Raw genomic sequence first — 24,216 nt, 5'->3', positions numbered from 1 at the left:
TTAGGGAATGGGGGTTGGGATTTAGGGGTTAAATAAACCTGAGCCTCTAAAACCTAACACCTAAATTGACTATAAAGTTAAAGAAAAGCCCACGTTTTTGGCGTGGGCTTTTGGGGTTTTTATTGATTAAATCCTGATTGCGACTTTTTCTGTAATCGTTTGGCGGTATCTATTTTCCCATCAATATTTTCGGGAGTAATTGTTGCTTTTTCTCTTTCCCAATCCAAAATACTCACTAATTTCATTATTCTGACCGTTTCTTCTCTTGGTAGAGTATCGTCTAAAAGTTTAGCGTCAAGAACTTGAATGAAAGAAGTCAGGATTTCTTCGTCAAGTTCAGAACTTCTTGGAGAAACATTTGTATTCTTAAATTTCTGAAAGTCATTGACTAATAATTTAGTCAAGCGGTCAGGTTGTGTTGTCGAAATATTTTTTTTATGCTTTTCCATTAATCTCCTTCATTATAATAACATCCTGATTATGAGAAATATCTAAAATTTCAAAACAAGTGTTATGTCTAAATAATACTTCTCTTTCATCTTCAAATTTAGCAATTTCTCTAATACTTTTTCCTTTTTTGCTGATAATTTGAAATTGAACATTTCGTCCAAACATTCTTGATGCTAATTGAGATTCACTTGTTGAAATAAAAAAAGATTCAGTAATCAGAATATTGTTTTGAAATGCTTCTAAATACCTATTCAAATCATATTTGTTTAAACTTACTCCTCTATAAACTCGTCCCTGATAATCAGGTAATTTGTTTAAACATTCATCTAAAAGTATTCCAAAAATAGAAATGTCTTTGCCTCCACTCAGGCGTAATTTTTCGTTCAAATCTTCATATCCGTCTTCTGAATATTTAAAAATAATAGCTTTTTCATAAACAGTCAATTCTGGTAAAATGTTCAGCCGTTCTTGGCTGGATTCGATGAGTTGAATTTCAAGAGAAAGGTATTTTGTGGCGTATTCCTCAATGGTCATAAATCAAATATAGGTATTTTAATAATATTTTACGCTCAAAAACTTACAACTCCCCCAAAATCCCCAATACCAAACTTGCTGAATTATAAGCCGCAATTGAACCAAAAACATTCATATCAACGTGGGCTTTTGAGTTGGCATTATCGCTGATACTTCTGAGGATTAAACATGGTATTTTCAACTCGTAACAAACCTGTGCTACTGCTCCACCTTCCATTTCGGTCGCATCGGCTTTTACTTTATTTTGGAGTTCTTTTACTTTTTCATCTGAGTTTACAAAAACGTCTCCCGTAGCAACAATTCCTGTCATAACCTTCACTTTTCTACCTACAATTTCCTTGAATTTCGTCAGATTTGACACTTTTTGAGCTTTTTTTAACAACACGGAATCAGCAGGAAAATAAAGCGGATTTCTGGATTTATCGGTTGGATTAAAGGTCTGCCAAAGCACCATTCCTGTGGAGTCTATTTTGCCAAAATCATGCTGAATCGTTGATTGGGCAATGACCATATCGCCCGGCATAATCTCTGGATTTACGCCTCCTGCAATACCTGTAAAAATCAATTGTTGAGGTTGCCAATTCATCAATAAAATGGTGGTAGTCATGGCGGCATTTACTTTGCCTACGCCTGTAAGAGCCACCACTACCGAACGTCCACGTAACTCGCCTGTAAGAAAACGTATTCCTTTCAGATTGATGATTTGTTTATGTTGAAGAGAATCTTCTAACAATTTTACTTCGTCACTGAATGCACCCAAAATAGCAGTTAAGGGTTTCTGTGCTTGTACTTGAAAAGAAAATAATAAAAATAATATGATTAATTTTTTCATAAATGTGATGAATTGCATAATTCTTGTTCTGAATATATTTGTTAGTAAAATTACCATTTACTCATTTTCAAACACCACGTTGTACCAAAAAACAATGTTATTTACTAAATTTAGTCAATAATTTAACACTGAAATATAATGAACCTGTTTAAACTTATTCCTTTGATTGTAAATCGTTTCATTTGAAGTCTGTGAGTTTAAAATTTATTTAATGTAGCAATGCTATATCTGCTCCACAGCGGAGCAAAATTTTAAAAATACAGTCGTAAAATTAATTCCCATTCAAAACGAAAAGTTTAAACAGGTTCAATTCTAAGCTATTCTACTTGCTCAAGCAAATTTGCTCTTCACCCAGTTTTTGAATACAAACTTCCATTATTAAATCCTTAACTCGCTTAACAATGAACTACTCATTGAACGCCTATGCACAACCCCTTACGGTTCAACAGGCTGCTCATTTACTACGCAGGGCTACGTTTGGTCCTACCCAAGCCAATATTGCGGCATATACTGGAGTTAGCTCAACGCTGGCAATTCAAACTTTAATAGATAATATTAACTACAATCCACCTCCGCCTGTTGATTTGAATGATGCCAAAACGACGGTTGGGCAAGAGTATGTAAATTCTTCCTATGACTCGACGCTTGCCCGAAATTTTGATTTTAGATTTTATTATAAATATTGGTGGATAAATATGATGGCTACTCAGAGTGGCAATCCGTCAATTATTGATAAAATGACGCTTTTTTGGCAAAATCATTTTGTTACTACTGAGGCTGCCGTTGATGAATATCGAGCTATTTATAAGTATTTTATGAAGGTTAGAAGTCGCTCCTTAGAGAATTTTAAAGACTTTGTTCGTGATATTACTTATGACCCTGCTATGTTAAAGTTTCTGAACGGACACGATAACCAAAAGGGAACGGGTGGAGCCGCTTCAAACGAAAATTATGCTCGTGAATTACAAGAATTATTTGTGGTAGGAGCAAAGGATTTTGCAGGAAATAGTAATTATACTGAAAATGACGTAAAAGCCGCTGCCAGAGTTTTGACGGGTTGGAGATACCGAAACTTTTATACCAACGGAACAACTTTTGTGGAGAGTTACTTTACCTCAACTCGACATGATACTGCCTCTAAGGTTTTTTCCGCCAGTTATCAAAATAAAACGATAAATACGCCTACTACAGCTCCTGTGGGTTATAATAATGCTGGTGAGTTTGAAATAGATGAATTGTTGAATATGCTTTTTGCTCACCCAGAAACAGCAAAATTCATTTGTCGAAAATTGTATCGTTTTTTCGTAAACCCAAATGTTACGCAAGAAATAGAAGACAACGTAATTATTCCTTTAGCCAATATTTTTAAAAGTGTTGACCCTACAACGGGACGTACTTTTGAAATTAAACCAATTATTCACAAACTATTATCTTCTGAACATTTTTATGATGTTGGAAATATTGGAGCAATCATAAAATCTCCTGCCGAATTCATTGTTGGGGCTCATCGCTTTTTCAATTTTCCAGTGCCAATAATTGACTCTGCCAATTTGATTAATAGCGTAAAAAATCATAGAACGTATGCCCAATATATTTATGATAGGATGACCGAAATGCAAATGGCTTTGCTTGACCAACCAACCGTTTTTGGTTATGATGCGTACTTTCAAACAGGCTATTCCCGAAATTGGATAAACACCTCTCAAATTGGTCTTCGTAATTCATTTACTGATAAACTCATCTCAGGAAGAACGCTCGTTTCTGGTATTACGCCTTTGGTAACTATTAAAATTGATATGTTGGCAATGGTGGATTTAACCAATGTTAATCATAATCCGAGCATTCCACTACCTCCTAATTATGATGTAACCAATTGTGTACATATTGTGGAATTGGTAACTATGAATTTGTTTGCCACTGAGCTTACTGCAAATCAGAAAACATTTTTGATTGATACCATTTTTATGATTAATCAGCCAAGAACTAACTGGACAACCCAATGGGCATCATATAAAGCAAACCCTACCACAACGAATATCAATACGGTGAAATCTAAATTGGAGGCTTTAATGAAGTATTTACTCAGAATGGCAGAGTATAGTATTTGTTAAAGTAACTCAGGATTTTTTCCTGTAAACAATCAATTATCCATAAAACTCAAAGCATCAAAATATATAATTATGAAACGTAGAGATTTCCTTGCTGCCACGTCTTCTTTTTTAGTGCCAGTAATGGTAGGAGGTATGGGAGTTAAAGCCTTCGGAGCGAATTCTCCACTTGTGCAGTCTTTAATGAAAACAGATGCACTCGCCAAAGACCGTGTTTTAGTTATCATATATCTTAATGGCGGAAATGACGGATTAAATACCGTTATTCCCCTCGACCAATATTCTCAATACAATACCTTACGAAGTAATATTGCTATTCCGCAAGCTTCGGTTTTACCGATTGGAAGTGGCGTAACAGGTTTACATCCAAGCATGACAGGCTTGAAACAATTGCATGATAACGGAAAGTTAGCCGTTGTACATTCTGTTTCTTATCCAACACCAAATTATTCGCATTATCGGGCAACTGATATTTGGATGACGGGTTCGGATGCGTCTGTGCAAGCGGATACAGGCTGGGCAGGAAGATATTTGGAAGACAGATTCTTGAATTATCCAACGCCACCAATTACCGACCGTGATGCAGCGAATGCCACCATGGAAGACCCTCTGGCAATTCAGATTGGGTACTTGACTTCTACTACTGTTTTGGGAAGTAATCAGTCAATGGCAGTTGCTATCAATGACCCCGCCAGTTATGCCACTTTGGTAGGTGGTGGAAGTGGAGGAACAACGACTGATTTACCTTGTTGCGAAGCAGGAGATTTAGTCGCTTTTATTCGTCAACAACAAGCTTTGGCTATTGGCTATTCTGCTGAAATTACGGCAGCTCATAATGCAGGAAATATTACGCCAGCACCAACCTATCCTACAAGTAATTCTATTGCTGACCAATTAAAAATTGTCGCAAGATTAGTAGGAGGAGGCTTAAAAACGAAGGTCTATTTTCTATCCATTGGAGGCTTTGATACCCATGCAGGACAAGTACAATCGGGTGGAGGAACCAATAATAATTTGGGAGGTCATGCTACTTTATTAGGAAGAGTTTCGGCAGGAATTGCCGCATTTCAAGCCGATTTGCAACAAAGAGGAATTGAAGATAAAGTCGTTGGATTTACTTTTTCAGAATTTGGAAGAAGAGCAAACTCTAACTCAAGTGCTGGAACTGACCACGGTGTAGCTGCTCCAATGTTTGTTTTTGGGTCAAGTCTGAAACGCCAAATGGTTGGTAGAAATCCCAATATTGGTGGATATTCTAATTTACCCACAGATTTGAATGGTACAACGGGTAATCAAGATTTAAAAATGCAAATAGACTTCCGAAGGATTTATTGGGATATTCTCATCGACTGGTTCGGAAGAAGTAAAACAGATGCAACGTCATTATTATTCAATAAAAGTTTTGATACCGTTTCATTATTTACCGATGAAGTCTGTACCATAAAAACAGGAAGTTGGCATGACGAAAAAACATGGTCGTGTGGGCGTGTACCTTTCACAACGGAAAATGCCAGAATTTGTGCAGGTCATACCGTAACGCTGAGTGCCAATGCAACGATTAAAAATTTGCAAAACTACGGAAACTTAAATGTTGCAGCAGGAGTGAATTTATCTATTGCGGGCATTTAACTATGATTTTTGAGATGACAAATCTTTAAAGTATATCTATCTAACAAATCGTAGTTCAGACAAACAAAAACGGTCAAGTGATTTATTTCACCTGACCGTTTTTTATATCAAACCCTAAAATGAATTAGCTTTCTAAAGCTTCTGCTTGGCGTTGTTTGTTCACTCTCGCAGATACACCAATACTGATTTCGTAAAGTCCTAAAAGAGGTAAGGTTACCAAAAGTTGAGAAATCATATCGGGCGAAGGCGTAATAATTGCCGCAATAATCAAAATTACCACCAAAGCATGACGACGATATTCACGCATGAATTGTGGCGTAAGAATACCAACCATTGACAGTACATAAGCAATCATTGGCAACTGGAATGTAATACCACAAGCCAAAGTCATCGTTGAAAGTAATGAGATATAATCATTAATATCAAATTGATTTTGGATTGCGTCATCTAACTTGAAACTTGCCAAAAAGTTAATTGCCATCGGCGATACCACGTAATATCCAAAAGCAACACCTGTAAAAAATAATACTGAAACCCAGAATACAGCTCCACTTGCCGCTTTTGCTTCTTTTACTTTCAATCCAGGTTTAACAAAACGCCAAATTTCCCAGAAAAAATAAGGGAAAGAAAGTAACAAACCCACCATGATTGACTGTGTAAGAGCCATCATAAATTGCCCAGAAACTTCACGACTTTGCAGAATAAAATCTGCTTGTTTAAAGCAAAGTCCTTCTACACCTGTCAAATCAGCTAATTTACAAAGCATTCGGTTTGTCCAAAATTCTGATTTGGAAGGAGCCATAATAATTCCCCCAAAAATCTCTTTCTGGAAAATCCACCCAATAATTGTAAAAACAAAAATGGCAATCAGTGAGCGAATGATATGCCAACGTAATTCTTCAAGATGGTCAATGAAGGACATTTCATTGCCTTCTGTTTCGTCTATTTCGTGTTCAAAATCTTGGTCTAAAGCCATTTGTGTTTATCATTATTTCGAGAAATGATTCTCGTCATATTTCTTGGATTAAAATTTATCTCGTAAAGTTACATCAAAAACACAAAAAACCCCGACAACGTTTAGTATTGTCAGGGTTTTTATAATGTACTATGTATGTAGTATCAAGTATTAAGAGAAAAAACATCATATACTAAATCTTAAAACTGGCACTCAACCGATTGAGGTTTAGTAAAATAGAAATTAAGTAAATCTATGATTTTGTGTCGTTTCCTTATTCGCTTTTTCGCAAATCGCTTTTCGCTTGGTATAATACCCAATACTTTGTACTAAAATTTATACATATAATGGAAATGCTTCCATCCATTTGTTTACTTCTGTTCTCACTGAACCAATGAAAGTTTCATTGTCGTGATTCATCAAAACGCTGTCAATTAACTCCACAATGTGCAACATTTCTGCTTCTTTCATACCACGAGTTGTCATGGCTGCCGTACCTACACGCATACCTGAGGTTACAAATGGCGATTTATCATCGAAAGGAACCATGTTTTTGTTGATAGTAATATCAGCTTTTACTAAAGTATTTTCAGCTAATTTTCCTGTCAATCCTTTTGGACGTAAGTCAATCAACATCAGGTGATTATCTGTACCTCCTGAGATGATTTTATATCCTTTATCAACAAATGCCTGAGCCATTACTTTTGCATTACGTTGTAATTGTTCTGCATAAGCTTGGAAGTTATCCGTTAAAGCTTCGCCAAATGCAATTGCTTTTGCTGCGATAACGTGTTCCAAAGGTCCACCTTGAGTTCCTGGGAAAACTCCACCGTCTAATAAAGCAGACATCATTTTCAACTCTCCTTTTGGTGTTGTTAAACCGAATGGATTTACAAAATCGTTACCCATCATAATTAAACCACCACGAGGACCTCTTAAAGTTTTGTGCGTAGTAGTAGTTACGATATGGCAATGTTGCATTGGGTTATTCAATAAACCTTTAGCAATTAATGCCGATGGGTGAGAAATATCTGCTAATAAAATTGCTCCGATTTGGTCAGCAATGGTACGTAAACGAGCGTAGTCCCAATCACGAGAATATGCCGAAGCACCACAAATAATCAATCTTGGTTTTTCTTTCAAAGCCGTAGCTTCTACTTTATCCCAATCAATCAAACCTGTTTCTTCTTCAACTCCGTAGAAAAATGCTTGGAAGTATTTTCCTGAAAAGTTTACGGGAGAACCATGTGAAAGGTGACCACCATGAGAAAGATTAAAACCTAAAATTTTATCTCCCGGATTTAAGAATGACAAGAAAACCGCCGCATTTGCCTGAGCTCCAGAGTGAGCTTGAACGTTTGCCCAAGATGCTCCGAAAAGTGCTTTTGCACGTTCAATAGCAATAGTTTCTACTTGGTCAACTACTTCACAACCACCATAATAACGTTTTCCTGGAAGCCCTTCCGCATATTTATTAGTCAAAACAGAGCCTTGGGCTTCCATAACTTGTTTTGAAGTAAAATTCTCAGAAGCAATCAATTCGATTCCGTACTCTTGACGGTGAGCTTCTTGATTAATCAAATTAAAAATTTCGGTATCTCTTTCGAGCGTGAAAGTTGCTGTTGCCATTGGTAAATTCAATGAGTGAATGTTTTGGGTAATAGGTTTTAGGAATTGGGTTTTAGGGATTAGTTTTCTAAGATTTTCCCAAATAAGGAATATCTCAAAATGCTAAAACCTAACATCTAATACCTAACACCTCTGAATAAGCAAATATTCTTCAAAAACTTCTTGAAATATTCACAAAATCAAATGATTAGACTGTTTTATGATGTAAAAATAAGGCTTTAAAATGGATTGTGAAAACAATTTTTTTGAATGTCTCTAAGCTTGCTTTTTGAAGAATAAATCCCGAAGATGTTTTATCAAAAAGGGAATCAAAAAAATCTTATTAGGTAAGATTTTAATTTATAAAAATATTTTTGGTATATTTTTTGCTACTTAAAGCTGTACACTAACAAGTATAATTAACCCATGAAAAAAACGTTCCTTTATGCTGTATTGATGATTTCTGTCGTCAATTCATCTTTCGCTATTCCCGCAAAACCGTTCAAATTGTTAGCCAACAAAGAATATAAGTTTTTTGATGTAAAATTATTTGATGAGCAACAAAGCCGTGTCGCATCAATTCTTTCTAAAAAATCTTATGAACCAATCAAATCATTAAGCAATTCTAAGATTTCATTGAAAGCTACACTTGATGAGAATTATAAAGCAAAATTATCGTGGGTTAGTGCTGTGGGTAAGAGTGCAAAGCTTTATGTAATTCAAATTAGTCATGATAGAGAGACTTTTTATGATTTAATAGAAGTAAAAGTTGAATCGAAAAACGACGAAAGGTCTTTGTTTACATTTGTTGACCCTAAAATGTATGTAGGTACAAAATATTACCGTATCATGGAAATTGACGAAGAAGATAAAACCATTATTTATGCTCCTGTGAAAATGACTTTAGATGCTGTGCCTGCTCCAAGCGAAATTGTAAGATGCTTACAAACAGATGAAAATAACGTTATTCATATCAAAACTGGTGACAGCAGATTAGTACCGATTTTGACTACCGAAACAGGTATGGGGATTCCTTGTGATTATAAATACAGTGAGGCTACACAAACAGGCGTTTTGAAACCTTTATATTATTTAGCAGGAGGAAATTATCATTTGAAAGTGCGTATGGGAAATAATGAAGCTAAATATGTGGTTTCGGTGAATGATTTAGAAGGAATGCAATTCTAATGGTAGTGGTGATTAGAAAACGGGTAAAATGCTTATTTCCTATTTATTATATTTTGAGGAATGACCCGATAAGTTTGAAAATATATTGAAAGAAGAGTAAAAAATAACAAAGTTTCTATAAATACAAATCCCGCTGAAGGTAGATTTTTCTATCATCAGCGGGATATTTTTTTGTTTAGTTTTAGAGATTTCCTAACTCTCGAAGAGTTAGGAAATCTGAGAAGTATCATATATCAATCTTCTCCGCCACGTACTCCCGAAAGAATCGTTGAACCGAAGAACATCGCATTTAAAAATAACTTATTCGTTCCGTACCAAAATGCTCTGAAATTGGGATTATCCGTCATCACAATTACTTTTCCAGCACCAAAACTCGTGGCTACCACCGATGGCGTATTTTTCAATAATTTCTTATTACGCTCTGTAACATAGCCACTTACTAAAGGTTCGTTGGTGTAAATTAACGGAGCGTTGTATGGGTCTTTTATCTTTTCCAAGAAAATAGTATTGTCTCTGAAAACGCTTAACGTATTTTCCTTAAATCCATAACCGATTGGGTGCGTTGGGTCGATTTTTACTTGGAAAATTGCCCCACCAATTTGTTGAGCCCCTTTGTAGCGTTCTGCCAAAGCGTAAGGTTTTGGAGCAGAAGTATCGGCTGGAATTGCCTTGATTTTTACAGGAGAAAGTCCTTTCGCAACCACCCAATTTACGGCATCTGTCATAGCAATTAATACGCCGCCATTACGTACCCAAGTTTTGATTTTCTCTTCTTCCAAAGCACTATAATCACCACTTGAAAGGATTAAAGTATTATATTTTTCCAAATTCATGCGGTTGGTTTGCGTAATATCCGCCATTGTTAAAGGGAGATTTACACGAGTATCCAATAAATGCCAAGTTTCGCCCGCATCGTTTGGATTTACGTTATAACCAGTCAACATCAAGGCTTTTGGCTGACGAATGGGAGCAAAGTAACTACTGCCCAAATCAATTCCTGTAGGTGTTAAACCTGTTTTTACCCCATAGAAATTCACGCCGTCACGTTCTGCTAACGTTTGTAAAAGCGTATTAAGCGACTCAAAATTGGCTTGCTGATTTGAGCCTGCCGTAATTTCGATTGTGCCGTAGCTAAATTCTTTTGTTCCACCTTCAATTACACCTGTGAAAGGTTCGGTAGCAACTTTCAATTTGTAGCCTTTTTTCTGTAATTCGTAAGCGGCTCTTGGGGCAAAATAACTGTTCCATTCAAAAACATATCCGTAGGCACTTTTACCAATTACTTTTCCTTTCGGGAAATCATTTGCCGTCAATTTTGTACCTAAAGTCAAAGGCATTTTCACTTCTGAATATGGTACGTTGAAACAATGTGGCATCGACCAAGCTGAAATATCGTAGAAAAGTGAATCTTCAAAAGTGGTACGTTTTTCAAAAATTCCTTGAATTAAACGATACTGAGGTTGATTTAATGGCACAACAAATGACGTTCCTTTTTTGAAAGATTTTCCGTCTAAGGTTTCATCTTTGGCAACTTCATACACATCAATTTCGTGCTGACGTAAAATTCGGGTCATTTCCCAAACTTTTACAGGGTCATTTCCACCGCCAAAAACGTAAGATTGAACAGGCGAAGCGTTCTTTTCTTGGTAAAAACTACGTTGATAATCCAATAATTCTTGGCGTAAATTTCGAGCTGATTTTAAGGTTGAAAGCGTCGTAGTGAACTGATTTCTGACGGTAAATGCAAAACTCATATTTCCGTTTTGCGTTTCTTGCAAATGTCCACGAGAACTGGCTTGTTCAAACAAAATACCGATACAACCTTGCACGTCGGGGAAAGTAGAGCCTTTTCCGTAGTAAAAATCGTCGTAACCTTCTTTGGTGAAATATAATGAACCAATTTTATCCAAAGCTTCAGCGTGAAATTTGCCAATTTTTTCGGTTAAATCAATATTCTTTTTGGGCGTAAGTGGGTGTGTACGAGCAGGAATCCCCGGTTGAAAAAAGAACGAAGAATTGGGACCCATTTCGTGGTGGTCGGTCAAAATATTCGGTTTCCATTCGTGGTATTTCTGGATTCTGCCTTTACTTTCTGGGTGTTGCGTATAAAGCCAATCACGGTTTAAATCAAACCAATAGTGGTTGTATCGCCCCCCAGGCCACATTTCATTGAGTTCACGACTGTTTGGGTCGGATACTAAGTTTTGGCTTTTATTGGCATTTACCCAACTCGAAAAACGTTCTCCGCCGTCGGGATTAATTCTTGGGTCAATTAAAATGACCGTTTCGTTCAAAAGCGAGTCAATTTCTGCACCCTGAGCCGCCGCTAAATAATAGGCGGCTAAAACCGAAGCATTTGTTCCACTGGCTTCGTTTCCGTGAACTGAATAACCCATCCAAACCACAATCGGCATATTTTTGGTGTCTAAACTTGCCGATTTTTCGGGTTCAACCAAAGCGTGGTGGTCGGCTTTAATTTTATCAATATTCGATAAATTTTTGGGTGATGAAACCGTCATCAGTAACAGAGGACGATTTTCATAAGTACGACCATATTCAGTCAATTGTACACGGTTTGAGAGTTCCGCAATTTTCTTGAAATAACCCACCAAAGCATCGTGCTGAATGTGCCAATCTCCCACCTGATAGCCCAAATACTGTTGAGGTGTTGGGATTTTTGGGTCGTAACTGACATTTTGAGGTAAATAATAACTGTTGGGAACTTGTCCGAAACTGAAATGAGCCAGTAGCAAAAACAAAAAAGCGGCGAACCGCTTTCTGTGAGTTATTTTAGGTAAATGGTTTTTCATTATTTTGGTTTGTTGAAATAGACTTCCTGCGAAAGTGTTTTATGATTGAAAAATGGTATATTTTCGAGTGAAAATAGCGGGAATTTTGAAAGCATAGCAGAGAAATGGGGGGATGCCCAATCTTGAAAAATTTTCGCTATTTGTAGCCGAAAAGATGTTGTTTTACGACTTAAAACACTTTCGTAGGAAGTCTAATAAATTATGTCATACAATAATAGTTAAAAATTGTGTTTTATCCAACCTGCTTTGTTGGTAATCGGTTGTTGAAAAACATAAAATGACTTGTAATTTTGATAATCAGATGCTTATCCCCAACACGACTTCAATGATGAAAACGCTAAAAACTCTCATCATTGACGATGAACAGAAAGGACACAATTTACTGAATGAATTGGTGAAAAGATATTGTCCTGACGTTGAAGTTTTGGGTTTAGCAGAAAGTGCAACGGAAGCAATTAAATTGATTCGACAATTGAAACCTGATTTCATTTTCTTAGATATTCAAATGCCAGAAGTCAAAGGTTTTGAGATGGTTGATATTGATTTTGAAATTGTTTTGTAACGGCTCACAACGAATTTGCCGTGAAAGCCTATAAATATGCCGCTTTTGATTATCTCCTAAAACCCATTGCCCCCGAAGAACTGTGTAAAACCATAGAAAGATTGAAGGTAAAACGGCAACAAGTGGGTTTGCAAGAAAGACTTTCGTTATTGATGAAAACGTTGGAAGAACCTAAAAAATTACCTTCTAAAATCACCGTGAGTAATTCTGATGGAATTTCGGTTTTGAATATTTCTGAAATTGTTTATTTGCAGGCGGATGGTCCTTATACTACGTTTTACTTAATGAATGGCGGAAAAATCGTGTCGTCTCATAATTTAAAGGAGTACGAAGATATTTTATCAGAACAAGGTTTTTTCAGAAGCCACCACAGTTTTTTGTTAAATCTAAATCATACAGTAAAGTATTTAAAATCTGATGGTTATAACGGGAAACACGTAGAAGTGAGCAAAAGACGTAAAGATGAATTTGTACAGAGGTTGACGAATTTGTGATTGATTTGTTACTTCTACTGCCGTTGTCTGTGTCTCCACAGACGATAAATCGGAGTCGTCTGTGGAGACACAGACAACGGCAATTTTTTTTATTTGTACCAAAATAGTTTCAACGCTGTCAGGGTTCAAACCCTGACAGCGTTAGAGGGGTAAAAACATTAATATATCCAAATTTTAAGAGTAAAATAAATTAGAATGACTGTCTCAAAAAAAATGAATTTATTTAATATGCTTTGACTTTTTATTTGGAGGTGTAAAAAATAATTAGTCAATAAAATTTGAATTAAAATCCAACTGAAAGCAGAAAAACATTTAACAATAAAAAAATAGTTAAATTGTCTATCTATTGTTTTAGGAAGATAAAACAAATAAAATATTCTATCAATGATATAATCAAATGGAAGAAATCCAATTAAAAATAAAGTAATTATTATTAAAATTTTATAGTTATTCATCGTGAATATATTTTAAATTCTACTGTCTGTGTCTCCACAGACGATAAATCGGAGTCGTCTGTGGAGACACAGACAACGGCAAAAAGGATTAAGTAATGGATATTTATTCTTTCTCAATCCTAAAATTTTTAAATCTTACCAATCTCAGTTCAGACAATTTTAATGTCCCCAAAACAACGCCCCAACCGCAAATAAATCAATAATCCACAGCGTTGTGGATACTTCTTTATATTTTCCTGTTCCAACTTTTAAGATTGTCCAAGACAGAAACCCCCAAATAATTCCTTGCGTGATGGAGTACGAAAATGGTATTAAAATCATGGCTAAAAAAGCAGGAATGGCATCATCTAATTTCGACCAATTGATTTTTGTGATTGGTTTTACCATAAAAACTCCCACAATTACCAAAGCAGGAGCGGTGGCAATGGCGGGAATAATGGATAATAAAGGTGATAAAAACATGAAGGGTAAAAACAAAACTCCTGCCGTGATGGCGGTCAGTTCACGTCGCCCGCCTTGCTCAATTCCTACTGCGGATTCTATGTATGCCGTCCCCGGACTTGTCCCTAAAATTCCTGCTAATAAAGTGGCAACGGCATCAGTCAAAAGAGATTGATTGACATTGCGAGGTTCTCCGCTTTCATCGTATAAATAAGCCGCTTCGGCAAGTCCCACAAAGGTTGAAAGGCTATCGAATAAATCCGTAAAAACGAAAGCAAAAATTACAGGAAGTAGCGAGAATTTCAACGACCCAACAAGGTCTAATTGACCGATTAAACTAAAGTCTGGTTTGGCAAAAATTCCTTGAAAATTAACCAAAGCTTTTTGTCCGAAATTGACGGCAGAAGCATCTCCCCAATATCGCCCAATCGGAATGGCGAGCAGAGTAGTCAAGACAATTCCAATAATGATTCCGCCTTGAACTTTACGAATTATCAAGATTGAAGTCAGAAATAATCCGAATAAAAACGTTAATACAATCGGGTCTTTCAAATTAGCAATCCCGATTAAAGTGGCAGGATTCGACACAATAAATTTGGCATTTTCAAAACCTATTAAGCTGATAAACAAACCAATTCCTGCGGAAATAGCAAAACGTAAAGGTTTGGGAATTGCTTTAACAATATGCGTTCTGACGTTGAAAACCGATAAAATCATGAACAAAACGCCCGCCCAAAACACAGCACCCAAAGCCACTTGATAACTAATACCCATTCCTTTTACGGCAGTGAAAGTAAAAAAGGCATTCATGCCCATTCCGGGAGCAACGACGATTGGGTTTTTGGCATACAAACCCATCATCAAACTACAAAAAAATGAAAGTAAAACCGTTGCTGTTAACACCGCCGCAAAAGGCATTCCTGTTTGAGAAAGTATCGCTGGATTGACCACGATAATGTACATGGTGGCTAAAAATGAACTTACACCTGCAAGAATTTCAGTTTTTTGTGTGGTTGGAGACATATTTTAATTCAGTAAATTGATGTTTTGATAAATTTAATCAAAGATTTTTTGATTGGCTAATCAATATGAGGTATCTTGAGAAAGTAGGTGGCAGTTTGGTTATTTGTACTCATAATTACGATTTTACGGCAAAACTTTCATTCTATTTTCTACAAATCCAAAGTATCAAAAAACGAACATCGAACATCAAAAATTATGGCAAAACACCTTGAAACTGGCAAAAATGGAGAAGATTTAGCGACTCTTTTCTTAGAACAAAAAGGCTATGAAATCCTTGCACGAAATTATCGTTATGGTCGTGCCGAAATTGATATTATCGTGAAAAAGGATATTTTTCTAATATTCGTAGAAGTAAAATCATTGACAAACACTAAATTTGGCAACCCTGAAATTAATGTTACAAAGAATAAAGTAAAATTGGTAACAAAGGCGGCAGGAAACTTTGTTTATAGTACCAATTGGCAACAACAAATTCGATTTGATATTATTTCAGTCGTTTTTAAACCCAACCAAGAACCTGAAATTATCCATTTTGAAGATGCTTTTTATTAAGAGAGTGATGAATTATGAGTGATAAGTTATGAGTTTTACTCTTTCGATTATCGTTTCATTTATAACTCATCATTCATATTTCATAACTTAAAAACAATGCTCAAAAAAGACCGATATAAACAACTGATTAGCTATTTCTCTGAAAACTTCCCGATTGCAGAAACTGAATTAGCTTATCGAAATCCTTATGAATTATTAGTTGCCGTGTCTTTGTCGGCTCAATGTACCGATAAGCGTGTGAACATCGTTACGCCTCCACTTTTCGAGCGTTTTCCTGATGCAGAATCTCTTTCTAAAGCAGAATTTGACGAAGTTTTTTCATATATCCGTTCTATTTCTTACCCAAATAACAAAGCCAAACATTTGATTGGTATGGCTCAGCGTTTGGTGAAAGAATATAATTCGGAAGTACCAAGTTCAATTGAAGAATTGCAAACCCTTCCCGGAGTTGGTCGAAAAACGGCAAATGTGATTGTTTCGGTCATATATAATCAGCCTGCAATGGCAGTGGATACGCACGTTTTTAGGGTTTCTCACCGTATTGGTTTAGTGCCAAAATCCGCAACGACTCCTTTGGCAGTTGAAAAAGAATTAATCAAATATATTCCGCAAGAATCTGTACCCGTTGCTCATCATTGGCTGATTTTACATGGGCGTTATATCTGCGTGGCTCGCTCGCCCAAATGCGGAGAATGTGCTTTGAAAGGCTTGTGCAAGCATTTTGAAGCATTGGAAAGAAAAGTGATGAAAGCCGCAGAGAAGGAAGCAGCTAAATAGTGATTATTTATAGAAACGTAGTCAGCGTTCAAAACGCTGACGACGTTGTTAGTGTCATCGTGCCTTAGTGGCAAAACCAAACATACCTCAAAAATGATAGAATATTTACAACAAAATTGGATTGAAGTTGCTGGAATTATTACCTCTGTTCTTTGCGTTTGGCTTAATACTCAGCAAAATGTTTGGGGCTGGTTTTGGGCAATTGTTGCCTCTGGAGTTTATGCAGTAACCTTTTTCCAATCAAAATTATATTCCGATATGGAATTACAATTGGTTTTTATCGTTTTGAGTATTTATGGTTGGTACGAATGGAAATTTGGCGGGAAGCAAAAAACAACACTTTCAGTTAGTAAAATCTCGAAGCAAATGGCTCTATTTTGCTTTGCTTTTTTAGGCATTTTTACCTTGGCTTCGGGTTATTTTCACAGTAAAAATACAGACGCAAGTATTCCGTATATGGATTCATTCTTGACAGCCATGAGTTTGGTAGCTACATGGATGGCGGCTCGTAAATACATCGAAAACTGGTCTGTATGGATTGTAGCAAATATTTTTTATGTGGGAGTGTATTTTTCACGAGGACTTTACGGAACAAGTATTTTATATTTCATACTCATTCTATTGCCCATTAAAGGCATAATTGATTGGCGAAAATCTATGCAGGTAAGCTAAACTAAGATTTTTATGATTGATGATATTTTATGATTTTAAGTAGTTGAAGAAAAATTTTCAATGATAATAAATATGGAGATTTTATGTAGGGACGAATAGCATTCGTCTAACTCCTGTACAATGGGCGAATGCTATTCGTCCCTACTCAAAAATATCAAATCCAATTACCAGAAAACTTTTTAAAATCTTAGAGATTGTTTAAGCATTAGTTTTGAATCTTGTTAACATCCTTCAAAAAAACGCCATCATTTTTTACCTCCAAAATTACTTCCCGACCCACAGGCATAGCCCAATTTTCGGGTTCATGCCCAACAGGGAAACCATAACAAACAGGGAAATTATAAGTAGAAACTGCTTCTTGAATAATCTCATTGGCAGTTTTCCCAAAAGGAACGTCATTGTCTTGACAGTCTGAAAAATGACCAACAATTAAACCTGCTAAATTCTTCAGTTTTCCTGAGCGTTTCAACTGAATCATCATGCGGTCAAGACTGTAGAGATATTCATTGACATCTTCCAAAAACAAGATTTTACCGTCGTAATTTATATCAGACTTTGAACCCGTAATATGAGATAAAATGGCAAGATTTCCACCGATTAATTGCCCTTTTGCCATGCCCAAACGATTCATTTCATGGATATTAACTTCATAATTGAGTGCTTCTCCAAATAAAACCTTTCTCAGACTTTCTAATGATTCCTCTCCGCCTTCTTGCAAGAATAATTTGGGCATGGTAGCGTGTAAACTTTCAATATCAAGGAGGTGGATATGAGATAGAACAGCCGTAATATCTGAAAAACCAACAACCCATTTTGGTGATTTTTGAAAGTCCGTAAAATCAATTGAATCTAATAAACGAGAACTTCCATAACCACCACGAGCAGAAAAAATAGCCTTGATTTCTGGATTATCCAACATCAACTGAAAATCCTCTGTCCGAACGTCGTCAGTGCCTGCAAATTGGTGATATGCACTCATCACAGATTCACCGATAACTACATTCAAACCCCATATTTCCTGCATTAATTCAATAGAAGGTTTTAGCATTTCGAAATCTACTTTGCAGGCTAATGCTACAATGCCTACGGAATCACCTTTTTGTAATGGAGTTGGTCGCAAAATATGAGAGTTTTAATTTTTACAAAATTACAGAGACTTACTACTAATTCAAATTTAAGTCTTCGGTAAAATCCGTAGAATAAATAACCCCAAAAATACTGTTTAGAAGGTAGAGAAAAGTAAAAACATACTGTTTAGTCAGTATTTTATCTTCAATGCTTAGAACTGAAATTTGTACAGTTAAAAAAGGTTGTACTTTCGCAATTTTTTTTATAAATTCCTGAGTAACAAATGCTTTGATATGCCATCTATAAAAATTTTAATTGCCGATGACCACCATTTAGTAGCCGAAAGTTTGAGTATGCTTTTGGAAACGACTGAAAAATTTGAAATTGTAGGAATGGTAAGTAACGGCTGGCAAGCCCTACAATTTATTGAAAATAATGAGGTAGATGTTGTTTTAGCAGACATTCACATGCCTTTGTTGAATGGGTTAGAGATGGCGATAAAACTAAAAGAAAAATCGTCTTCAAGCTCCATTATCATGCTCACCATGAGCGAAGAAGCACAACACATCAGAGAAGCCATACAGGCAGGCGTACACGGTTACGTAATGAAAAGTGCCGAAAAACCAGAGCTTATCAAAGCCATCAAAACAGTAGTATCGGGCGAAAAATATTTCAGTGAAAAGATTATCAAGAAATTGGCAGAAATCCAAGACGTTCAAAGTCCGAATGGGAAAACAAGAGTAGAAGATATTTTACCTCTAACAAAGCGAGAAATAGAAATCTTGAAGCTCATCGTAGAAGACCTCAGTAACATAGAAATAGGCGAACACCTCCATATAAGTAGTACCACCGTAGAAACACACAGGCGAAATTTAATGAAAAAAGTAGGCGTAAGCACTGCAATAGGACTTATGCGTTGGGGACTGAAGCATGGGTTGGTTGAGGGGGTGTAGGGTTTGATTTTTAACTTTTAAATATAAATAACTCATGAAAGTACAAGCATTGATTAGTAAAGAATTATCATCTTTCAATGACGAATTGAAAAATTTTACTGGGAGTACTGAAGATTTTATTACGCTTCAAGTTCTTCTTACAAATGGTAATTCTATCAACAATAATAGAGATAAAGATTCTGAACTTTATATTTTATGGCACGTCATAAAAAGTACAATTATTAATCGTGAGGAAACTAAACATGAGATTGTTGTTACACAAAATGATGTTGCTGCAACAGAACATAAAGTTTTTACAGTTGAGGTAAATTTGGAAGATGACACCACAGGTTATCTGGTAATATCAAATTCAGATAAGACATTTAAAAGTGCTGACTCCTACGAAATTTCTCGGCTAAATGATACAAAATTCAAGAATTACATTATGAAAAAAAGGGAAACTTTAAAAGACCTAACATTTACTGCAAAAAGTGTCAATTGTTCTACTTCCAGATACCCTTGCTAAAACATAGAAAACAATATGGTTATTTTATCTAAATATTCTGTTCTTGAGTATTTAACTTGGGTAAGAACTAATAATTATCTTGAAAAAAAGAGAGATAAAGAATTTAACTATTTACTGACTAATTTATCAAACTATATAGTTTTAGATGTTGATTCAGGTACAAATAATTTAGTTTTTGAATTACAAGAGTCTGCTTCAAATTGCTTGATTTTCAAGCAATTTGGAATTGACGTTGAAGAAAAAAATAAATTCTTCTTGTCGGAAATTACAGCTTTAAGGCAAGACTTAGATTTTATGCCTAAGCTACATTTCTATGATTATCAAAATAAGATTATCATTATTGAAAAGTTTGTTGGGTATGAACCTATTTCATTAAAATTGAGAAACTGTAAAAAACTTGGCTCTGAAACAATTAAAAACATTTTAAAAACGCTTGCAACGAGATTAAAAGTAATTCATAAGAAAACAATAATTCATAGCCAAGAAAATCCACAAAAATATCCTCTTGAAAAATGGGAGGAACATATTAAAGCCAATTACCCTATTGCTCCATTTTGGAAACTATTTGAAAACGTTTGGAATTCTTCTCAATGTTTGGTTCATCATGATTTGAACGGGGCTAATGTTCTAATAAAAGATAGCGATGTGAAGATTATTGACTGGGAAATGTCTGAAATGGGACATCCATATCTTGACTTATGCTCTGTTATTCGAGTAATCTGTTTGACGATGGGAGATTCTCCATTTTTTAACTTAGAGTTAACAGGTAATTTCCCCCAAATAAAAGACTATGTTGAATATTTCCTTTTACAATATGATTCTAAATTTGATTTCACTAAAAGAGAGCAATTAAAAGTTATTTTCAAAATTCATAGTTTCTATTTATTTGATGAGGAATACTATTTTAAGAACATTGATACACTATTAAGTTGAACCAACAAAAACTCTATTTATACTTTTTAAATCCCCTACTCAAATGTCAGAATTATTAAAAGATGATATAAGAACATTATTGCAGGCTTTTCCTATCAAAGAAGATATAATTGATATAAAAAACATAGTAGGTTGTTCTAATGCTAAGGATAAAATGTATGAGAGCTACAAAAAAAACATCCCTCTTTTGGGAGTACAGAGTGACGAAGTAATTGAAAATGTAAAACCTTTCTTTCAAGATTTCAATATTAGACGCTTTTGGTTTAAGGATTCTCAAAATAAAATAGCCATAAAAGAAGGGCAAACAATGGCTTTTCAAGAAGGTATTAACATTATCTTAAAGCCAGGAATGTATGTTGATGGAGGAGAAGCAGAAGAAAGCAAGAAAGAGGACAGATACAAAGAATTTGTTTATGTTTACTATCCTCAGAAAATCAAATTAGCTATTGAAAACTTTTATGTTTATACCTATGGTGAATATCTTTTACGGAATACAAATCAACCTATCATTAGGTTTTACTTCAGTTTAGTGCCTGATGTATCAAAAGTAAGAACGTTAACTAACGAAATCAGAGAGTATTTTAACCAACGGAAGATTCCTTTTCAATATAAAACCCCTCACAAATTAGCCAATTTTGGACGTGCAGATACGCTTGTGCTTTACGTTGCACAAAATCATTATTTTTATGTTATTGAATTTATAATTTCATTAATAAAAGCGAATACGGATATTTTACGTAAAGAGATTCCACTTTTTGTGAAGGAAATTGCTAAAGGTGTTGGATTTGCAGAAGACCCTTTTTTTGCTGGGAAAGATAGTTTTGGAGAACACAGGTGTGCGTTAGTTTATGAAGCCATTAATGAAATAGCAAAGAATAATAAAACAGTTTCTATTGATGAAATAATTGATTATATTAAAACTAAAGGATATAATACCGAAGAATTTTACAGAAATCCATACACTAATTTTGATTATAGTTTTGATAAAGAATCGAAAGAAAACGTTTTCGATATGAGGATAGGGAAGATTTACTATTTTCCTTATAATCGTGTTGCGTTAAACTGCGGTCTTGAATTAATGGAAAGAGCTGTTTGGATAGACAAGAATACCTTTACATGGTTTTCGTATAATGAAGACGGTGGACAGAAGTTTTATAAAATGTTAGATGAAAATGAGAAGCTTGAAATTTTTAGCTTTTTAGACAAATTATTGAAAATTAAATACAATAGAAGTAGATTTCCCCAAAAAGTTATAAGAATTATAGAAGAAAAAGTAGGTGATTATAAAAAAAACCAGACCAACTATAGTGAGAACCTTAAAGAATTACTAAAAGAGAGTAAAGAATCATATCAAGAAATATTGGATAGTTTAAGCTCGATTGATGAAGCCGATGTTTCTTCATTGTTTAGTAAGTCAAAGACTTTTCTCCAAAAGATTGCCATTGATAGAACAAAAATATACAGTATGATTGAAGATAATGTCAATGAATTTATTGATTCTTGGAGTTCCGCTAATACTACTTCTGAACATATTCATGGCATTGATATTATGAAGCTTTCTAAGAGTGAGGTATTTAGAGAAGCAACAAGAATTTACTATAAATATGCCAAACCTAATTATCCTATTACTAATAAATTTACTAACTACGAATACTGTCCAACTTCAAAAGGAAAATTACAAATGGGTATAATTATGTTATTTGTCTATTGCCCAAGTTTGTTTGAAGAACCGCCTCAGCAAAAGGAATCTTAATAATAATATCTGTTCCAAATTCATCTTGTTGGATATCTATTTCTCCTTCTAATTTTGAAATACGAGCTTTTATATTCTTTAACCCAAAACCCTCTTTTAGTTCAGAAGAGGGTTTTCCGTTATCTTTTACATTCAAAATTACATTATTAGCTGTTGAAAATATCAGAATCTCCCCTTGGTTACCTCCAGAGTGTTTGATGATATTATTAACTAATTCTAAACAAATACTATAAAGTTCTATTTCTATTTTCTGACCTAAAGGTGATTTTGGTTGCTTGAAAGTTAAGGTTAGTTTAAAATTATTACTAAAATTTAAGTCATGAATTAATTTATCTAAGGCTGATTTTAGTCCCTTCTTTTCAAATTCATCTGGCAGTAAATTGTGCGATATTAATCTTACTTCTGAATAAGCATCAGTCATCATTTGCATAATACTGGTGTAAATTTCCTTTTCTTTCGATGTAAAACTTACCAGATTTAATGCTTGTAAACGATATTTAATTCCTGAAATGGTACTTCCTAAATTATCATGCAATTCTTCTGAAACTCGCTTCCTCTCAATTTTTTGTCCTTCCACTAAAGCTGCCATAATTTCATCATTCTTTTTGAGTAAGTCTGCATTGGCTCGCTTCAATTCTGATGTCCTTAATTCTACTTTCTCTTCCAACTCATTATTAAAACGCCCTAATTGTTCGTTAGCCTTAACAATTTCTTCTTTTTGACTCTCAATAGTCATATTTTTTGAAGCTAATTTTTTATTTATTCGAAAAAGTATTATCCCAAAAATTACTAAGATTGAGACAACTCCGAAGGCGATAAGTCCATTTCTTTTCAAAATTTGAATTTCCTTTTGCTGATTCTTATTGTCAAACTCAAATTGCAAACTTTGGATTCTTTTCTCAACATCTTGCTTAGAGTTTCTTTGTTTTATCTCATTGTAGGTAATATAATTTTTGAGTGCATTTTCGGGTTGATTCAATTGACTGTAAACCTTATAACTTACCTCTGAAAAGAATAGCAAAATATCGTCGATACCTTGTATTGTTTTCATTTGGGTTTCAGCACTTTTTAAATAGTCGAGTGCTTTTGCTGGTTGTTTTTTGTATGCAAATGCTTCCGCTAATGAAATCAGGATAATTATATCATTATAGCCGTAATTACCTTTATGGTTCTCCAATACTTTATTATAGCAACTGATAGCTTGTTCATACTGCTTTATTTGTACTAATGATAAACCAAGATTAGCGAGAAAAATATTGTCAAGATTATAGAAATGAAACGTTTTATTTAGGGCTAATCCTTTCTGAAAATACATGATAGATTTTCTAAAGTCTTTTTTATCATGATACGCTAATCCTAAGTTGTTTAATCCTCTTACGTATAGTTTATAATCTTTAAGGTTTTTATAAATAGCTATTGTTTTTAGATTGAAATCGATTGCCTTTTCATAATTTCCAAGTAATGAATAACAGTCTCCCAAAGCTTGGTAGTTTTTTGCGATTAAATATTTGTCATTTATTTCAATACTGATTGATAAGCTTTTATAGAAATAATCAATTGAAACCATGTATTCATTTTTTATCTCATGGAGTAATCCCAAAACATTTTGAGCATTTGCTATTCCTTTTTTCCAATTGCTATTAATAGAAATATTAAGAGCTTTTTCTACAATAGGAAAAGCCGAATCTCCTAAAGAAATACCTCCACGCTCCCCCATCTCACACAAAACCCGCACCCGCAAAGTATCCCCCGCAAAAGACTTTCCTTCTGCTGGCAAATGAGCTAATACTTTTTTCAGGCTATCAAGTTTTGATGGCTCTTGGGCATGAGAAAGGTTTATGAATAATAGAAAAAGCAGAATTGTATTTATGGACTTCATTAGGGCTATGTTTTGTCTTGAAAAATACGAATAAT

The 24,216-nt window shown here is 34.8% G+C and carries 21 protein-coding genes; 12 read left to right on the top strand and 9 right to left on the bottom strand.

The features are described 5' to 3' along the window. Positions 1 to 119: 119 nt before the first annotated feature. From LV89_RS02285 to LV89_RS02275, 3 genes are read right to left on the bottom strand one after another with little or no spacing between them, the layout of a single operon-like run. On the bottom strand, positions 120 to 449 hold the full coding sequence (locus LV89_RS02285) for a hypothetical protein (RefSeq protein WP_109741241.1): 330 nt from the start codon (positions 447 to 449) through the stop codon (positions 120 to 122). Beyond that, on the bottom strand, positions 436 to 984 hold the full coding sequence (locus LV89_RS02280) for an ADP-ribosyltransferase (protein ID WP_109741240.1): 549 nt from the start codon (positions 982 to 984) through the stop codon (positions 436 to 438). The genes LV89_RS02285 and LV89_RS02280 overlap by 14 nt, the downstream gene beginning before the upstream one ends. A 43-nt stretch (positions 985 to 1,027) precedes the next feature. Next, positions 1,028 to 1,816, bottom strand: coding sequence for a 5'-methylthioadenosine/adenosylhomocysteine nucleosidase (locus LV89_RS02275; RefSeq protein WP_109741417.1), 789 nt, complete (start codon positions 1,814 to 1,816; stop codon positions 1,028 to 1,030). Between the two features lie 401 nt (positions 1,817 to 2,217). Between LV89_RS02275 and LV89_RS02270 the strand changes: the two genes are divergently transcribed. Both LV89_RS02270 and LV89_RS02265 read left to right on the top strand, forming a co-directional pair. Next, complete coding sequence (locus LV89_RS02270; protein WP_109741239.1) at positions 2,218 to 3,927, top strand: DUF1800 domain-containing protein; 1,710 nt, start codon at positions 2,218 to 2,220, stop codon at positions 3,925 to 3,927. A gap of 69 nt (positions 3,928 to 3,996) precedes the next feature. Continuing rightward, positions 3,997 to 5,553, top strand: a complete 1,557-nt coding sequence (locus LV89_RS02265) for a DUF1501 domain-containing protein (RefSeq protein WP_109741238.1) — start codon at positions 3,997 to 3,999, stop codon at positions 5,551 to 5,553. A gap of 124 nt (positions 5,554 to 5,677) precedes the next feature. On the opposite strand, the gene tatC is transcribed toward LV89_RS02265, so the two are convergent. Together tatC and glyA are read right to left on the bottom strand one after the other, a co-directional pair. Further along, on the bottom strand, positions 5,678 to 6,529 hold the full coding sequence (tatC, locus tag LV89_RS02260; RefSeq protein ID WP_109741237.1) for a twin-arginine translocase subunit TatC: 852 nt from the start codon (positions 6,527 to 6,529) through the stop codon (positions 5,678 to 5,680). Positions 6,530 to 6,844: 315 nt separating this feature from the next. After that, the gene (glyA, locus tag LV89_RS02255; RefSeq protein WP_109741236.1) at positions 6,845 to 8,137 is read right to left on the bottom strand and encodes a serine hydroxymethyltransferase; all 1,293 of its coding nucleotides are present in this window, start codon (positions 8,135 to 8,137) and stop codon (positions 6,845 to 6,847) included. 405 nt (positions 8,138 to 8,542) lie between these two features. Here glyA and LV89_RS02250 point away from each other — a divergent pair, with 405 nt between their 5' ends. Then, positions 8,543 to 9,304 carry a hypothetical protein gene (locus LV89_RS02250; protein WP_109741235.1) on the top strand — a complete coding sequence of 254 codons (762 nt, stop codon included), beginning with the start codon at positions 8,543 to 8,545 and terminating at the stop codon, positions 9,302 to 9,304. A 233-nt stretch (positions 9,305 to 9,537) separates the two neighbouring features. Here LV89_RS02250 and LV89_RS02245 read toward each other — a convergent pair whose 3' ends face one another. Beyond that, positions 9,538 to 12,114 carry a M14 family metallopeptidase gene (locus LV89_RS02245; RefSeq protein WP_109741234.1) on the bottom strand — a complete coding sequence of 859 codons (2,577 nt, stop codon included), beginning with the start codon at positions 12,112 to 12,114 and terminating at the stop codon, positions 9,538 to 9,540. 277 nt (positions 12,115 to 12,391) lie between these two features. Here LV89_RS02245 and LV89_RS02240 point away from each other — a divergent pair, with 277 nt between their 5' ends. Next, positions 12,392 to 12,676, top strand: coding sequence for a response regulator (locus LV89_RS02240; protein WP_109741233.1), 285 nt, complete (start codon positions 12,392 to 12,394; stop codon positions 12,674 to 12,676). A 20-nt stretch (positions 12,677 to 12,696) separates the two neighbouring features. Next, on the top strand, positions 12,697 to 13,170 hold the full coding sequence (locus tag LV89_RS02235; RefSeq protein ID WP_109741232.1) for a LytR/AlgR family response regulator transcription factor: 474 nt from the start codon (positions 12,697 to 12,699) through the stop codon (positions 13,168 to 13,170). Positions 13,171 to 13,784: 614 nt separating this feature from the next. On the opposite strand, the gene LV89_RS02230 is transcribed toward LV89_RS02235, so the two are convergent. Then, positions 13,785 to 15,089 (bottom strand): NCS2 family permease, encoded by a 1,305-nt coding sequence (locus tag LV89_RS02230; RefSeq protein WP_109741231.1) that lies wholly within the window; start codon positions 15,087 to 15,089, stop codon positions 13,785 to 13,787. A 195-nt stretch (positions 15,090 to 15,284) separates the two neighbouring features. Between LV89_RS02230 and LV89_RS02225 the strand changes: the two genes are divergently transcribed. The 3 genes from LV89_RS02225 (at position 15,285) to pnuC (ending at position 17,090) form a co-directional block, all read left to right on the top strand. Then, a complete protein-coding gene (locus LV89_RS02225; protein ID WP_109741416.1) occupies positions 15,285 to 15,641 on the top strand; it encodes a YraN family protein in 357 nt (118 codons plus the stop codon). A gap of 96 nt (positions 15,642 to 15,737) precedes the next feature. Then, a complete protein-coding gene (nth, locus tag LV89_RS02220; protein WP_109741230.1) occupies positions 15,738 to 16,418 on the top strand; it encodes an endonuclease III in 681 nt (226 codons plus the stop codon). A 93-nt stretch (positions 16,419 to 16,511) separates the two neighbouring features. Further along, positions 16,512 to 17,090 (top strand): nicotinamide riboside transporter PnuC, encoded by a 579-nt coding sequence (gene pnuC / locus LV89_RS02215; protein WP_109741229.1) that lies wholly within the window; start codon positions 16,512 to 16,514, stop codon positions 17,088 to 17,090. 205 nt (positions 17,091 to 17,295) lie between these two features. On the opposite strand, the gene LV89_RS02210 is transcribed toward pnuC, so the two are convergent. Then, on the bottom strand, positions 17,296 to 18,210 hold the full coding sequence (locus LV89_RS02210) for a S66 peptidase family protein (protein WP_310588755.1): 915 nt from the start codon (positions 18,208 to 18,210) through the stop codon (positions 17,296 to 17,298). A gap of 241 nt (positions 18,211 to 18,451) precedes the next feature. On the opposite strand from LV89_RS02210, the gene LV89_RS02205 reads away from it, so the two are divergent. Genes LV89_RS02205 through LV89_RS02190 form a run of 4 tightly spaced genes read left to right on the top strand, consistent with a single transcriptional unit; the run spans position 18,452 to position 22,302 of the window. Next, the gene (locus LV89_RS02205) at positions 18,452 to 19,111 is read left to right on the top strand and encodes a response regulator (RefSeq protein WP_109741227.1); all 660 of its coding nucleotides are present in this window, start codon (positions 18,452 to 18,454) and stop codon (positions 19,109 to 19,111) included. A 34-nt stretch (positions 19,112 to 19,145) separates the two neighbouring features. After that, positions 19,146 to 19,616 (top strand): hypothetical protein, encoded by a 471-nt coding sequence (locus LV89_RS02200; RefSeq protein ID WP_109741226.1) that lies wholly within the window; start codon positions 19,146 to 19,148, stop codon positions 19,614 to 19,616. 15 nt (positions 19,617 to 19,631) lie between these two features. Then, complete coding sequence (locus tag LV89_RS02195) at positions 19,632 to 20,549, top strand: phosphotransferase family protein (RefSeq protein ID WP_109741225.1); 918 nt, start codon at positions 19,632 to 19,634, stop codon at positions 20,547 to 20,549. 43 nt (positions 20,550 to 20,592) lie between these two features. Further along, a complete protein-coding gene (locus LV89_RS02190) occupies positions 20,593 to 22,302 on the top strand; it encodes a T3SS effector HopA1 family protein (protein WP_109741224.1) in 1,710 nt (569 codons plus the stop codon). On the opposite strand, the gene LV89_RS02185 is transcribed toward LV89_RS02190, so the two are convergent. Beyond that, positions 22,241 to 24,181, bottom strand: a complete 1,941-nt coding sequence (locus LV89_RS02185) for a tetratricopeptide repeat-containing sensor histidine kinase (RefSeq protein WP_109741223.1) — start codon at positions 24,179 to 24,181, stop codon at positions 22,241 to 22,243. The two genes, LV89_RS02190 and LV89_RS02185, sit on opposite strands and share 62 nt — an antisense overlap. Positions 24,182 to 24,216 lie beyond the last annotated feature (35 nt).

It is taken from the genome of Arcicella aurantiaca (genome assembly GCF_003148625.1).
Classification (GTDB): domain Bacteria; phylum Bacteroidota; class Bacteroidia; order Cytophagales; family Spirosomataceae; genus Arcicella; species Arcicella aurantiaca.
This window is presented reverse-complemented; position numbering and strand designations above follow the sequence as displayed.

Bases quoted from the DNA above. Each gene is read 5' to 3' on its own strand.
- LV89_RS02285 (WP_109741241.1), bottom strand. From the start codon at position 449: ATGGAAAAGCATAAAAAAAATATTTCGACAACACAACCTGACCGCTTG.
- LV89_RS02280 (WP_109741240.1), bottom strand. From the start codon at position 984: ATGACCATTGAGGAATACGCCACAAAATACCTTTCTCTTGAAATTCAA.
- LV89_RS02275 (WP_109741417.1), bottom strand. From the start codon at position 1,816: ATGAAAAAATTAATCATATTATTTTTATTATTTTCTTTTCAAGTACAA.
- LV89_RS02270 (WP_109741239.1), top strand. From the start codon at position 2,218: ATGAACTACTCATTGAACGCCTATGCACAACCCCTTACGGTTCAACAG.
- LV89_RS02265 (WP_109741238.1), top strand. From the start codon at position 3,997: ATGAAACGTAGAGATTTCCTTGCTGCCACGTCTTCTTTTTTAGTGCCA.
- tatC (WP_109741237.1), bottom strand. From the start codon at position 6,529: ATGGCTTTAGACCAAGATTTTGAACACGAAATAGACGAAACAGAAGGC.
- glyA (WP_109741236.1), bottom strand. From the start codon at position 8,137: ATGGCAACAGCAACTTTCACGCTCGAAAGAGATACCGAAATTTTTAAT.
- LV89_RS02250 (WP_109741235.1), top strand. From the start codon at position 8,543: ATGAAAAAAACGTTCCTTTATGCTGTATTGATGATTTCTGTCGTCAAT.
- LV89_RS02245 (WP_109741234.1), bottom strand. From the start codon at position 12,114: ATGAAAAACCATTTACCTAAAATAACTCACAGAAAGCGGTTCGCCGCT.
- LV89_RS02240 (WP_109741233.1), top strand. From the start codon at position 12,392: ATGACTTGTAATTTTGATAATCAGATGCTTATCCCCAACACGACTTCA.
- LV89_RS02230 (WP_109741231.1), bottom strand. From the start codon at position 15,089: ATGTCTCCAACCACACAAAAAACTGAAATTCTTGCAGGTGTAAGTTCA.
- LV89_RS02225 (WP_109741416.1), top strand. From the start codon at position 15,285: ATGGCAAAACACCTTGAAACTGGCAAAAATGGAGAAGATTTAGCGACT.
- nth (WP_109741230.1), top strand. From the start codon at position 15,738: ATGCTCAAAAAAGACCGATATAAACAACTGATTAGCTATTTCTCTGAA.
- pnuC (WP_109741229.1), top strand. From the start codon at position 16,512: ATGATAGAATATTTACAACAAAATTGGATTGAAGTTGCTGGAATTATT.
- LV89_RS02205 (WP_109741227.1), top strand. From the start codon at position 18,452: ATGCCATCTATAAAAATTTTAATTGCCGATGACCACCATTTAGTAGCC.
- LV89_RS02200 (WP_109741226.1), top strand. From the start codon at position 19,146: ATGAAAGTACAAGCATTGATTAGTAAAGAATTATCATCTTTCAATGAC.
- LV89_RS02195 (WP_109741225.1), top strand. From the start codon at position 19,632: ATGGTTATTTTATCTAAATATTCTGTTCTTGAGTATTTAACTTGGGTA.
- LV89_RS02190 (WP_109741224.1), top strand. From the start codon at position 20,593: ATGTCAGAATTATTAAAAGATGATATAAGAACATTATTGCAGGCTTTT.
- LV89_RS02185 (WP_109741223.1), bottom strand. From the start codon at position 24,181: ATGAAGTCCATAAATACAATTCTGCTTTTTCTATTATTCATAAACCTT.